At 43.9% G+C, this 13,199-nt stretch carries 10 protein-coding genes; 9 read left to right on the top strand and 1 reads right to left on the bottom strand.

Going from position 1 to position 13,199, the window contains the following annotated elements:
* Nucleotides 1-59 precede the first annotated feature (59 nt).
* The 5 genes from NST45_RS11520 to NST45_RS11500 all read left to right on the top strand — a co-directional run bounded on the left by NST45_RS11520 (nt 60) and on the right by NST45_RS11500 (nt 7,081).
* Nucleotides 60-1,424, top strand: a complete 1,365-nt coding sequence (locus tag NST45_RS11520) for a cytochrome ubiquinol oxidase subunit I (RefSeq protein ID WP_036677095.1) — start codon at nt 60-62, stop codon at nt 1,422-1,424.
* Entirely contained in the window at nt 1,421-2,437 is a 1,017-nt protein-coding gene (locus tag NST45_RS11515; RefSeq protein ID WP_036677093.1) for a cytochrome d ubiquinol oxidase subunit II, read from the top strand. Before NST45_RS11520 ends, NST45_RS11515 begins: the two co-directional genes overlap by 4 nt.
* Nucleotides 2,438-2,505: 68 nt before the next feature.
* Nucleotides 2,506-4,350, top strand: coding sequence for a thiol reductant ABC exporter subunit CydD (cydD, locus tag NST45_RS11510; protein ID WP_076213794.1), 1,845 nt, complete (start codon nt 2,506-2,508; stop codon nt 4,348-4,350).
* Nucleotides 4,347-6,074 carry a thiol reductant ABC exporter subunit CydC gene (cydC, locus tag NST45_RS11505; protein ID WP_036677090.1) on the top strand — a complete coding sequence of 576 codons (1,728 nt, stop codon included), beginning with the start codon at nt 4,347-4,349 and terminating at the stop codon, nt 6,072-6,074. The genes cydD and cydC overlap by 4 nt, the downstream gene beginning before the upstream one ends.
* Before the next feature lie 383 nt (nt 6,075-6,457).
* Entirely contained in the window at nt 6,458-7,081 is a 624-nt protein-coding gene (locus tag NST45_RS11500; protein WP_036677088.1) for a hypothetical protein, read from the top strand.
* A gap of 199 nt (nt 7,082-7,280) precedes the next feature.
* Here NST45_RS11500 and NST45_RS11495 read toward each other — a convergent pair whose 3' ends face one another.
* Nucleotides 7,281-8,303 carry an MBL fold metallo-hydrolase gene (locus NST45_RS11495; RefSeq protein ID WP_076213799.1) on the bottom strand — a complete coding sequence of 341 codons (1,023 nt, stop codon included), beginning with the start codon at nt 8,301-8,303 and terminating at the stop codon, nt 7,281-7,283.
* Nucleotides 8,304-8,509: 206 nt separating this feature from the next.
* Here NST45_RS11495 and NST45_RS11490 point away from each other — a divergent pair, with 206 nt between their 5' ends.
* From NST45_RS11490 to NST45_RS11475, 4 genes are all read left to right on the top strand, one after another.
* Nucleotides 8,510-9,085: a TetR/AcrR family transcriptional regulator gene (locus tag NST45_RS11490; protein WP_036677083.1), complete on the top strand. Its 576-nt coding sequence runs from the start codon at nt 8,510-8,512 to the stop codon at nt 9,083-9,085.
* Between the two features lie 386 nt (nt 9,086-9,471).
* Complete coding sequence (locus tag NST45_RS11485; RefSeq protein WP_076213804.1) at nt 9,472-10,419, top strand: ABC transporter permease subunit; 948 nt, start codon at nt 9,472-9,474, stop codon at nt 10,417-10,419.
* A 13-nt stretch (nt 10,420-10,432) separates the two neighbouring features.
* Nucleotides 10,433-11,302, top strand: coding sequence for a carbohydrate ABC transporter permease (locus NST45_RS11480; RefSeq protein ID WP_036677077.1), 870 nt, complete (start codon nt 10,433-10,435; stop codon nt 11,300-11,302).
* Between the two features lie 66 nt (nt 11,303-11,368).
* Nucleotides 11,369-12,955, top strand: coding sequence for an extracellular solute-binding protein (locus NST45_RS11475; protein WP_038571309.1), 1,587 nt, complete (start codon nt 11,369-11,371; stop codon nt 12,953-12,955).
* Nucleotides 12,956-13,199 lie beyond the last annotated feature (244 nt).

Here is a 13,199-nt window from a genome sequence, read left to right as displayed (position 1 = left end):
AATCATAAGTATCAACTTAAGACGAAAAATGAACAGAGTTTTGAAGGGAGCAGTAAAGAATGGCAATTGATACGGTGCTATGGAGCAGGCTAGTGACAGGCTTGACTCTCGGGTTCCACGTTATTTTTGCGACGATTGGCGTCGGTATACCGCTAATGATCGCTATAGCAGAGTTCATCGGGATCCGGAAGAAAGACCCCCATTATACACTTATGGCAAAGAGGTGGTCTCGAGGATTTGTCATTTCTGTGGCGGTTGGTGTTGTGACCGGTACAGCGATTTCACTACAGCTGGCCCTGGTATGGCCGAATTTTATGAAACTGGCTGGGAATGTCATTGCACTTCCGTTATTCATGGAGGTGTTCGCGTTCTTTTTCGAGGCTATCTTCCTGGGCATTTATTTGTATACGTGGGATCGGTTCAAAAATCCATATACCCATTGGCTGCTGACGATACCGATTGTCGCCGGGGCAGGCATGTCTGCCGTTTTTATTACGACGGTGAACGGATTCATGAACCAGCCTGAAGGCTTTGTCATGGAAGCAGGCCAATTCACAGCGATTAACCCGGTGCAAGCGATGCTGAATACGGCGACGTTCTCCAAAGTGTTCCATGTATTAAGCTCGGCCTATTTAACAGGAGCTGCCTTGTTAGCCGGGATTGCAGCCTTCGCGATGCTGAGAAAAGGTGTGTCCGCATACCACAAAAAATCTTTAAATCTCATGATGGCGGTCGTTTTACTATTCGGTTTGCTGAACACGTTAGCCGGTGATGTGTCCGCCAAGTTTTTGGCCGAGCATCAGCCAGAGAAGCTTGCAGCGGCAGAGTGGCATTTTGAGACGAGTAGCAGGGTGGATTTGGTTCTATTGGGATGGCTGAATGCAGAGCATGAAGTTCTAGGGGCTCTTCATCTTCCGAAGCTGCTCAGCTTCCTGGCCTTTGGAGACTTTAATGCAGAGGTGACGGGGCTCGAGGAATTCCCCAAGGAAGAATGGCCACCACTTCTCGTTCATTATCTGTTTGATTTAATGGTCGGAATCGGATTTACTCTGCTCGCGATTTCGTTCCTATATTTTCTGTTTGTGTTCTGGAAAAAGCGTAATGAGCTTAACAAGTGGATGCTTCGCATCATCGCACTGAGCGCCCCCCTCGCTTTTCTGGCTGTTGAGCTGGGCTGGTTTTATGCAGAGGTTGGCCGACAGCCGTGGATTATCCGTGGATATATGCGTGTTGAGGAGGCGGCCACGTCTTCACCGAATGTAAGAATTATATTCTTCGCCTTATTGCTCTTGTACATCGTTCTCGGCAGTATGTGTGTAATCGTGCTAAGACGCTTGTTCAACAATAATCCAGCAGAAGCTGAGATGGAGAAATGGATGAAGGATCATCCTAATCAATCTACGGAAAAGGGGGGCACTGAATGATGAGTTACGAATTGATTGGCATCTCGGTGCTCTGGCTGTTTTTGTACGGCTATTTAATTATAGCTTCCATTGATTTCGGAGCGGGCTTCTTCGCCTTTTATGCCCGTTTAACGAAGCAGGATCATCTCATTAATCGTCTGATTTCGCGTTATTTATCACCCGTTTGGGAAATTACAAATGTATTTTTTATCTTTTTCTACATTGGCATCGTCGGTTTTTTTCCGGACACAGCCTATTATTATGGCTCCGCGCTACTTGTTCCGGGAAGCATTGCATTGATTCTTCTTGCGATTCGCGGTTCATTCTATGCTTTTGAAAATTACGGTTCCAAGAAAAACATAGTATATCTTTTTTTGTACGGAGCTACAGGTTTGCTTATTCCAGCATCGTTGTCAGTGGCGCTAACTTTGTCTGAAGGCAGCTTTATCGTGAAGCAGGGGGAGACGGTTTCTCTGGATTACTGGGCGCTGTTCACCAATCCGTTATCGTGGAGTATCGTTGGACTGGCAATTGTGTCCGTTTTGTTCATTAGCGGCTCATTTCTGACATTTTACGCTTCTCGGGCAGAGGATCATTCCGCGTTGAAGCTGATGCGCAACTACGCCCTGTTTTGGAGCACACCGACGATAATCCTCGCACTTACAGCATTTATCTATTTGGGTCAACACAATGAGCGGCATTTTCAAAATATGATGGATTTATGGTGGTTGCTGGCACTTTCCGTTGCTTTCTTCATGATCGCGATGTGGCTATTATATAACGGACGCCGTTACGGATTAGCTTTTATATGCGTCATGTTGCAATTTTTCTGTGCCTTTTTCGCTTATGGAATTGGGCAATACCCTTATATTCTTGATCCGTATATCACGATTCAGAGCAGTGCAACTTCACCGGCAATGGGCTTAGCATTAGTTATTGTGTTTATCGGCGGTCTATGCCTGTTGATCCCATCCCTTATTCTGGTCTTCAGACTCTTCCTGTTTGATGCGGATTATGTAAAAGGGAAAAAATAAAGCTGATTAATCCATTACGGCATGTTTGAGGTTTCCCTACAAGCCTATATATAAAGGAGGTGTGATCTGTGAAGAGGAAATCCAGTTTGATTTCTCAACAAATGTCTTCACAAAGGAAAAACATGGCTCTCCTCGCAATCATTTCGTTCGGGCTTGGTATAGCTATTGTGAGTCAGGCTGGACTGCTTGCTGAAGCAGTCCAACGGATTTTTGTGGAGAGAGCTTCATTTTCATCGGTTATCCTGTTGCTCGGTATACTTCTGGCTATTATGGCTGTACGCACACTATTGTCTTATGGAAACGGTATTGTTGGCTTGCATATGGCAGCTGCTGCCAAGACAAATATGCGCGCAGCCGTGCTGCAAAACTTGACCCATGCTTCCATGCCTTCAACCCTTAGTGGACAGACGGGAGGGAAGGTCAGTATTGCTCTGGATGCTGTGGATGAGGCTGATAGTTATTTCAGTCAATACATGCCGCGTATGATGGAAGCTGCTATCATCCCGGTTCTGATTTTGGTCGTTACATTTATCCAACATGCCAACACGGGGTTCATTCTATTGTTTACTGCTCCGTTCATCCCGCTGTTCATGATTTTGGTAGGGCTGAAAACGAAGAACAAATCCGAAGAAAAATATGCGCAACTGGCTGAGTTTTCAGGGACGTTTCTAGATTCTCTTCAAGGACTGGTGACATTGAAAATATTTGGACGGGCTCACCGTCAGCAACAGGAGATTGAGCGCAGTAGCTTAGGTTATCGTGATGCCACGATGGGTATTTTGAAGATTGCGTTTACGAATACATTCATGCTGGAATCAATCGTGATGCTAAGCATTGGTATTGTGGCTCTCGAACTGGCCATCCAGTTGCTTGTTTTCAAAGCTATGACGTTCCACACTGCCTTTTTCGTTTTGCTGCTCGTTCCCGAGTTTTACAACCTGTTAAAGAATACGGGAACAGCCTTTCACAGCGGCCGGACAAGTATGGGTGCGGTTCGTAAGGTGGAACAGATGCTTGAGGAAACGGCAGGGGAGAGCAGGGACGCTAATGGCATTGAAGGAGCATTAACAACCGATGGAATCGACGAGATCGACAGCATAGATAAGGTCGGGGATAGGACCGACAGAATAAGCAAACTGGAACTTGCCCATTCTGGAGACCTTTTAATACCACCGTCTATCGTAATTGACCAACTTCGGTTTCAGTATGCTCCAGATTCTTTCGAGCTTAAGACGGGGCGGATCAAGCTTAGCCCAGGAGAACACATTGCCATTGTTGGCAAAAGCGGTTCCGGCAAAACGACTTTGCTACATCTCATTGCCGGTCTGCTGAAACCAGAATCGGGTACGCTTCTGGTGAATGGAAGTCCACTCTCGCAATACGATGAAACCGAATGGTTCGAACATGTTAGCTACATTACACAGCATCCGTATATTTTTGCAGGCACATTTTCTGAAAATATTGCGATTGGTGCTGGTGGAAACATCTCCAGAGCTGAAATTGAGCGGGCGGTGGAGGAAGCCGGACTCGCTGCGCTTACAGCCCAATTAGAGCATGGATTTGATACCTTTGTTGGTGAAGGAGGCCGGGGACTGTCTGGTGGGGAAAAGCAGCGGCTTGCCTTAGCACGCGCTTTTTTGAAGCGTCCTGCTATCATTTTGTTTGATGAACCCACAGTTGGACTGGATTTGCACACCGAGCGGGTACTGCAACGATCCATAGCCAAACTGGCAAAAACGGCTACGATGATTACGGTGGCTCACCGATTATATACGATTCAACAAGCCGACAAGATTTTGTTTATGGACAATGGAGTGTTGGTGGACTCGGGACGACATGACGAGCTTCTGGAGCACCTGCCTCAGTATGCCGAGATGATTGATGTAGAGCGGAAAGGGGGGATATCCTCATGAATGAACTGGCTGTTCTGTCAAAGGCGATGATTCAGGAGCGCAAGGATATCATTCTTTCGATTTTGGGTGGATTTATCGCCGGCATAGCCGGTGTGGCACTCTTTTCTGCGAGCGGGTATCTGATTTCGCAAACGGTATTTGCGCCACCGCTTTATACTTTAATTGTACTCACCTCCATGGTCAAACTGCTGGGTCTGCTTCGGGCGGCGAGTCGTTATGGAGAACGCTTGTATTCTCACCGGGCGACATTCTCCATGCTTAGCCGTTTACGTACATCCTTTTTTGCCAAGCTTATTCCTTTAACGCCTGGTATATTGAACAAAAATCGAAGCGGGGATCTGCTTGCGCGGATCGTTGGGGATGTGGAAAGTTTGCAAAATTATTTTTTGCGAGTCGCTTATCCTCCGATCATGGTTGTCATGGTATTTTTGGCTACGGTGCTGTTTACTTCTACCTTTTCGATCTGGATTGCCGTTTTGTTTGTAATAGGTATGCTGGTAACGGCATTCGTTGTACCGGGAATTGTGTTACTCGGGCAGCGGAGAACACATGGACGCGTTCGTGAGCAGAGGTCGCAGCTGTCCACGGAAGTTACCGAAGTGTTGTACGGTTTCCGGGATTTGAAAGTATATGGTCAATTGGCACAGCGGGAGGAGCAGCTTCAGCATGCTTCCGCTGTATTAGCAACTGAACAGCAACGAGCAGCCGGGCACTTGCTGCGCGGGCAATCGATGCACACTTTTGTTACATTTCTCGTTTCCTGGGGAGTGCTGACGCTCGGCGCCTATTTAATTATGGAAGGAGCGCTTGCAGGCGTATTTCTTGCCATGTTGGTTATGGCATCACAAACCGTATTTGAAGAAGCGACGGCTATGGCCACATTACCCGCGTATAAAGAGGATAGCGAACACGCAGCCAAACGACTGACGGAAACAGTTCAGACTTTTGATGAGCAGTCTTCGCAACCAAGTGGCACATTGCCTGTTAATCATGCTGTTACGATGGAACTATCCAATGTTACATTTCAATATGAAGGGGAGTGGAGACCGGCACTCAGGGATATGTCCCTGCACATTTTACCTGGCTCCAAAACGGCAATAGTCGGGCCGAGTGGGTCAGGAAAATCAACAATTATCGAATTGCTGCTCAAACTGCGAACACCAACGGCTGGCGAGATACGATTAAACGGTATTTCGGTGAAGGAACTGGACGAGACGAGCATTTGGCAAACGGCTAATGTGGTATTTCAGCAAAGTCATTTCTTCCGGGGAACGATTCGGGACAACCTGCTGCTGAATGGAGAAGAACACGCTGACAAACAATTGTTGGATGTGCTAGCTAAAATGCAGCTGCCCGATACATCGTTGACCGATATGGTGTATGAAAAAGGGGAGAATCTGTCAGACGGCGAGAAGCAGAGGTTGGCTATGGCGCGAGCGATGCTCCGCAAAGGACGGGTATGGCTTCTGGACGAACCAACTTCATCGCTGGATTATGTGACAGAGCATCACGTATTGAAGCATCTCTACGCACAGGCGGCTAATGATACGCTTCTCCTGATTTGTCATCGGCTAACCGGATTAGAAGAGATGGACCAGATTGTGGTCATGGACCAAGGCAGGGTAGTCGAAACGGGGTCCTATTCGGAGTTGATGGGGCAAAAAGGCTATTTTTATGAGATGAAACAAATCGAACAGCAAATGATCGGAGAAGTTGAAGTGTAAATATAGACCAAACACATCAACTTGTTGCAAATGTCACTTCTCAGATTCCGATGGTTTATACACGATTGATTCAAAAAATGGTTAAGATAAAAACTAAAGGTTGATCTTGTTTGGTATTATCCCCTTCAAGTAGACACTCGAAAAAACCTGCATGTTATCATGGAGGTTCGAGTGACACTTGGAGGGGATATTTTTATGGCGAAAAAAGGACAAACATTCCAACGGAAAAGGGCCACACAAGCTCCTTGCGAAGCTCGATTTAGATTGTAATGATCTTTATTGCTGTCACATTTTGGGTCGAGCTCTTCGTTGTATAGAGCGTAAAAACAGAATCGAAAGATGAGGCAGATCGTTTCAAGGCATTTTTTGAACTGAAGGAAAAGGTGCTAAAGATCGGGGAAGCTGGGCTGTTCTATATGGTTGCCAATAACCCGAATCATCAAACAGATCTTGGAACAAAGTTGACTATCTTCCACAATCCATCTCAATTGCGCGATAAGATTACGGATAAATCCATTAAGATCGCAGACAACATCAATGGAAATTATACTTTCCAAAAGGCGGACGTAATCTTTAAAAATGCTCAGGAAGTGAATCCTCCTTCTTCGGAAGAAAAAAAGAAAATGGCAGAAAAGCTGAGAAAACAGGCGGAAGAGTCCAATAAGGGCTATGCAATGATGTCTGTTGAAATGACAGATCAGTTTTCTCTTCTCAATGTTACGTATCAAAATGGCGAAGATAAAATCGGGGTTATGATCAATAATCTGAGCGGGAAAAGCGACCCAACATCGTATATTGACGAGAAAGTTGAATTTAAGCAGGAGAAGGTTCAAGTGAAGGGTGTAGAAATGCTGCATACAGAATTTGGTCCTTCGCAGTGGCACGAGCTGAAATGGGTATACGAGAGCCCAGACAAAAAGGTGAAATACGCCTATACTATACAAGGAGACTTGAATAAGGTAAGCAAAGAAACCTTGATGAAACTTGCCGAAGGTTATTTGGAATAATAAGTCCAACAACAACGGGAATCTTCTCCAATCCAAATGAGGGGATACCCTCTAGTAAGTCATAGTCCTTCTCCATTTTTTATCATAATCGTTTCTAAGCACCGTTTTTAATTTCGTGGAACAATTCAAAAGAACGACCGCTGTTCGCATCATTTGCGACAGGGCGGTTCTTTTGTTTTCATAGGTTAGCTGTAAATTGCTATTCTTGCCAAACACTCATAGGGTCCCATGGCTTGATCTGATTGTCATATTTTCCAGCCAAAAAAACTTTCATGTCTTCCAGCTTAGCAGGCACCTCGTTCCAAATTGGAAGGGGTGGTAACCTTCGTTTGCTTTTCAATAGGATATCCACTGTAACATACAAGCGTTCTGGCTGAATCCAATGAAGGAAGCGGGAAATCTCCATTTGCTTGGTCAGGGACAAGGAATCGATTTCATCATTGTAATGCTTGTTGAACTCGCTGATCAGGTTCAAGAGGTAGTCTCTCTGTTCCTTCACGAAATCCAAGCCGCAAATGGCGCCATGCCCTGGAACAACGATTTCGGGTTTAATTTCATCAATAATGCGATCAAGCACTTTAACCCAATTGAGGGTTCCCTCTTCGCTGTATGCCGTACAACCATTAAACACGACATCGCCAGCGAACAGCACTTTTTCTTTTGGCATCCACAACAGTAAGTCACTATCAGAATGGGCTGGAGCTACGTTGTGAATCATAACTTCTGTATCGCCAAGACGGATGTTGATATCGTCCTTTATCTCAATACTCGGGAGCACCCATTCTACGCCTTCCAGGTCGAATCCTTCAAATTCCGCTGCAAAAAACCGCTCACCCGGAGTCGATTCCGGAGAATTCTTTCCTCTTCTGATGACGCTGTCCATCCAAGCGATATTTTCGGTGAGACGCTCTCTGGAGGCTTCCTTGTGCATAATAATACAAGCATCTTCAAACACTTTGTTTCCCCAGGCATGGTCGCTGTTATAGTGCGAGTTCACCACATATGCGGGAGAGCCGCCGTTGCTTACTTCCATAAAAACCTCCCGCATTTCCCGCGCATGGAACAAATCGAAGAACGTGTCATACACCAACCCATCACCCTTGTTGATGAATCCGGCATTGGCCCAACTGATCCCACGATACGGCGAAATACCAGCAAAGACACCATCTGCGACTTCAAAAAATTTAACGCGAGGTTTTTGGATAATACGTCCATACTTCATAAAAATTCTCCTTTACGTATATGTTTTTAGGATAAGGCATACTGACTAAGTCATTATTATAGAGAATGAAAAGAATAAATGCAAGCGAGTACTTGCTTGCATTTATTCTATGCGATATGATAGTAAAAGAGCATGCTCACGCAAATGGTACCTGACTGCAAAACTTGTAGTAGAATAGGATTAACATATGCAAAAGGAGAAATACAATGCAAACTTCAGACAGAATCATTGAAGCCGCGACACAGCTCATCAAAAAGAATGGCTATCGGGGAGTAAGCACCAAAGCCATTGCAACGGAAGCTAAAGTCAATGAATCTACGATTTTCCGGCAATTCGGAAGCAAGCAAGGCATATTGGAAGCCATCATTGAAAGACATTCGGATATTCCGCAATTTGAGAAGCTGTTAAAAGAGGAAGCGACCGATAATCCGGAAGTCGATCTGCTGAATGTAAGTCAGCAGTACCGTTTATTTTTCCATAAAAATGCGGACATCATTTTGATTGGCATCCGCGACAAAGGAATGCTTCCCGAATTAGACAGAGTGCTGGCCGATCCGCCGGCGAAACTTCACTCCTTGCTGGTTGAATATTTTGAACGCTTGCAGAAGAAAAAAGTTATCGCCAGGCAGGATGAGCGTCTTGTCGCAATGTCTTTTCTCTCGATGTGTTACGGATTTCAGATGAGCGAGCTGATTCACCGGCAATATCAATCCCAATTCGTCACCGAGGAAGAGTTCTACAAGCATAGTGTCTCATTGTTTGTTAAAGGAATTTTGGCCTAGTCATAAGCATTATTGATTTATATATTGAGAAGTCTAAACTTACGTGAACAGGGATGGAGGATGCCTTTTTTGCTCATGAATGTAGTTTTTAGTAATGGAAAATAAAATACGTGGATGCATTATATAAAAAAACATGACTCATTAAATTAAGCCCAATTTTTTCTAGGGCTTTTTTTGTTTGGGACCTCAGGATTGTATTTGGTCTATACTGAAACTTTCGAGCCAGAGTTATTGTACAGCTTTAAATCAAGACAATCATGCCTATTGCATTGGAATTATCCAGGGCTGTACTTACTTAATATCTTATAAGAAATTCTTGAAATTACAGAAATTTATCCAATAGGGGGATGCTATTATACAAATACAAATAAAGACGAGGTGATGATATGCAAGCAAAATTGGCAGCGGACGCCATTCCCCTCCCCAAAAAGCGGAACTCATGGATAAGGACGATAAAAAAGTATAAAGTGATGTACGCTCTCTTGTTCCCGGCATTAGTTTACTTTGCCGTATTCAAATACATTCCTATGGCGGGAATCATTATTGCCTTTAAAAACTATAATCTGGCTTTGGGACTATGGGATAGCCCATGGGTGGGATTTAGAAATTTCACAGATTTTATGAACGGCGTTTATTTCTGGGACATCATGAGAAATACGATTATCATATCCCTGTATAAGCTGTTGTTCGGTTTCTCAGCTCCTATCATACTTGCTTTGCTGCTCAATGAAGTTTATACCCAATGGTTTAAGAAAATCGTACAAACGATCACTTATTTACCCCACTTTCTATCATGGGTCATTGTTTATGGAATGATGGTGGCATTATTAGCCCCAGGGGATGGTCTTTTTAACATGATTTTGAAGGAAACTGGAGTTGAACCCATCTCATTCCTAACGGAACCTGCCTGGGGCAGACTGCTGATCATCTTATCTGAAATATGGAAGGATATTGGATGGGGAGCGATATTGTACCTTGCAGCATTAGCAGGAATCGATCCAAGCTTATATGAAGCGGCTAGAATTGATGGCGCTTCCAAGTGGAGACAGCTATGGCATGTAACACTTCCCGGCATTCGAGGCGTTATGATTCTGATGCTGATCCTTAAACTAAGCCATATTCTGGATGCTGGTTTTGACCAAATATTCATGTTTGCCAACAGCTTTAATCAGGAGAAGATCGACATTATCGACACATGGGTATACCGTGAAGGGCTCGAGCGACTTAAGATTGGCTTGGCTACTGCTGTGGGATTATTTAAAGCGGTCATCGGATTTGTTTTAGTGTTGGCAGCGAATAAGCTCGCCAAAGAATTCGATGGGCAAATTTGGTGAGGTGGTTATCAAAATGATCAATTTGACAATCGGAGAAAAGGTCTGGCAAGCATTCGTTTATTTTATTCTTATTTTGCTAGCTCTACTTTGCTTACTACCCTTTCTATATGTGGTTGCTGTTTCAGTAACGCCAGAATCGGAAGTGCTAAGAAGAGGAATTGTTATTATACCAGAAACCTTTACCTTTCTAGCCTATAAAGAAGTATTTATTTCTCATGGTATTGGGCAGGCGTATAAAATTACATTGTTTCGAACGATTGTAGGGACTGCTCTCAATGTGTTCTTTACGGTAATCGCGGCATATCCGTTATCCAAGAAATATTTGCCGGGTCGCAGCCCATTTTTACTATTCATTGTCTTTACCATGATGTTTGGGGGAGGATTAATTCCGACTTATTTACTAGTCCGCTCTCTGGGATTGCTAAACAGTCCGTGGGTATTGATTATTCCAAATCTCATTAGTGCATTTAATCTGGTAATCATTAAAGGCTTTTTCGAGCAATTGCCTGCTGAAATCGAGGAATCAGCGAGGGTAGACGGTGCAAGTGAACTTCAGTCGTTATGGCGGATCATTTTACCTCTGTCCTTGCCCGTCCTTTCCACAATTTCTTTATTTTACGCAGTCGGGCATTGGAACAGTTACTTCGATGCTATTGTTTATATCAATGATTCCAACTTAATGCCGCTTCAAGTGATCTTGCGCAACATCCTGCTTAATGTCGCAACACAAAGTGCTGATTCGCTTGCCAATACCGGAGCTGTTAGTACGTTCGCTATACAAATGGCAGCAGTTGTCGTGACTACAGTTCCGATTTTGATCGTTTACCCATTTATGCAAAAGCATTTTACCAAAGGTGTGCTCTTGGGATCGGTTAAAGGTTAAAAAGATATTCCAACCTGAGTTGTTACGGGGAAACCGTGATAATATAGAAGCAAAGGAGAGGTCATTATGCAACGTAAAGCGATTACATTTGCTATTCTGACAGCAATGGTCGGTGTGGGAACAGTATTGTCAGGCTGTGGGGAACAAAAAGAGGTTACATCGACAGCTTCGGGCAATTCACAAGGCCAGTCTAGTCCCTTTGAAACCAAATTGAAAATTTCGATGTTTAACCAAGGAACTTTCAATGCTGCTGCTCCGATTCCTCCCCGTGAAGAAGATATCCAACGCCAAATGTTGGAGAAAGCAGTAAATATCGACTTGGAAATGCTGATTCCTCAATCAGGGCAAGCAACGACTAAATTAAATACGCTCATTGCTGGCGGAGATATTCCAGATTTGATCTTCTTAAAGAGCCGGGCTGATCTTGCACAATATTATGACCAGGGCGTTCTTGCGGATTTGACACCGTATCTGGATCAATTTCCTGAATTGCAGAAACGTTTTAGCAACGACTCCTGGGAGGCGATGTCCTATCAGGGAAAAACCATTGGGGTTCCAGGTTATGATAACGTAAACGGTATTAGCCGAAGCTTCTTTATCCGTAATGATTGGCTGAAAAAGCTGAATATGGAAGTGCCAACAACACCTGACGAGCTATTTGAAGTTATGAAAGCCTTTACTGAGAAAGACCCTGACGGCAATGGCAAAAATGATACGTACGGATTCATAGGCGGAATGAATAAAGAAGGTAATCTGCAAACCTACGGCTTCGATAGTTTGATGTGGATGTTTGGTGTCAATCCTCCCTCAGCCATTGATGTGAAAGACAATGAACCAGTGTTCCTGTTTACCGACCCAAAAATGAAAGAAGCACTCGCTTATATCAATAAAATGATGGAAGCTAAAGTTGTAGATCCAGACTGGGTGACGATGAATACTCCCGATTTATTGGACCAAAAGTTATTTAAGGGTAAAGTTGGCTTCATGATAAGAGATGCCCGCAGGCTGGAACCAGATTATCAGCAAAAAATGAAAGAAATCAGTGGAGAGGTGCCGGAATGGATCGTCATTCCTCCAATGACAGGTCCTTATGGTGATCAAATTGTAGAGAGAAAATCGTTCCAAGGCAATTCATGGGCCATATCCAAGAAAGCGGATAAGGACAAAATCATTCGGATCTTGTCCATGCTAAATTATCTCTTTACGGACAAAGAAGCATATCCGAATTTTGCATACGGAATTAAAGGGATTCATTGGGATTCGGTAGACGGCAAGATCAAAAATAAAACCTCCGAATTATCAAAGGAAATGAAAGAAAAGTACTTATGGGTCGATCATTATAGAATGCCGCGTCGTGGTGATGATGCTGAGTACTTCAGCTTCCAGAATCCTAAGACGGCAGAAGCTTTTGAGAACAATCAGAAATACGTGGCGGCTACGTTGCCCGGGAATTTATTGACTGAAGACCCGAACGATTCATTGGCAGCTGACCGCCAACGTTACATTAATGAAAGCTTGGTCAAATTTATGACTGGCAAAGAGCCTCTTTCGAACTGGGACAATTTCCTCAATACATTGGAAACTAAGTTTGACATGCAGAAGTATAAAGACTCAGTAATCAAGCAATTTAAAGAAGCAGGCTTAATCAAGTAAATCAAGTAGAAACGGCTTCGCCGTCCTTTTAAAGGGCGGTACCGTTTCAGCGAGAAAGATAAGGAACATTTATGCGCGAAGCATATAAATTCTTATCTTTTAAACGAAGAGAGCGGCTATAATTAGCCCCTCTCTTTATTGAAATATAAGAAAGTATAAGTTTTACTTTATACTTTATCCTTCTATTTTTCGAAGAAACGCTTATCGTCCTTAAAAAGGACGCCGAAGGCGTTTCTTCTTATCA

It is taken from the genome of Paenibacillus sp. FSL R7-0163, assembly GCF_037969975.1.
Taxonomy (GTDB): Bacteria; Bacillota; Bacilli; order Paenibacillales; family Paenibacillaceae; genus Paenibacillus_AQ; species Paenibacillus_AQ odorifer.
The sequence above is the reverse complement of the archived record's forward strand: the minus strand, read 5'-3'. Positions and strand labels throughout refer to the sequence as shown.

What these genes read in the sequence shown, in the direction of transcription:
- NST45_RS11515 (WP_036677093.1), top strand. Translation starts at nt 1,421, where the DNA reads ATGATGAGTTACGAATTGATTGGCATCTCGGTGCTCTGGCTGTTTTTG.
- NST45_RS11490 (WP_036677083.1), top strand. Translation starts at nt 8,510, where the DNA reads ATGCAAACTTCAGACAGAATCATTGAAGCCGCGACACAGCTCATCAAA.
- NST45_RS11495 (WP_076213799.1), bottom strand. Translation starts at nt 8,303, where the DNA reads ATGAAGTATGGACGTATTATCCAAAAACCTCGCGTTAAATTTTTTGAA.
- cydC (WP_036677090.1), top strand. Translation starts at nt 4,347, where the DNA reads ATGAATGAACTGGCTGTTCTGTCAAAGGCGATGATTCAGGAGCGCAAG.
- NST45_RS11485 (WP_076213804.1), top strand. Translation starts at nt 9,472, where the DNA reads ATGCAAGCAAAATTGGCAGCGGACGCCATTCCCCTCCCCAAAAAGCGG.
- NST45_RS11480 (WP_036677077.1), top strand. Translation starts at nt 10,433, where the DNA reads ATGATCAATTTGACAATCGGAGAAAAGGTCTGGCAAGCATTCGTTTAT.
- NST45_RS11475 (WP_038571309.1), top strand. Translation starts at nt 11,369, where the DNA reads ATGCAACGTAAAGCGATTACATTTGCTATTCTGACAGCAATGGTCGGT.
- NST45_RS11520 (WP_036677095.1), top strand. Translation starts at nt 60, where the DNA reads ATGGCAATTGATACGGTGCTATGGAGCAGGCTAGTGACAGGCTTGACT.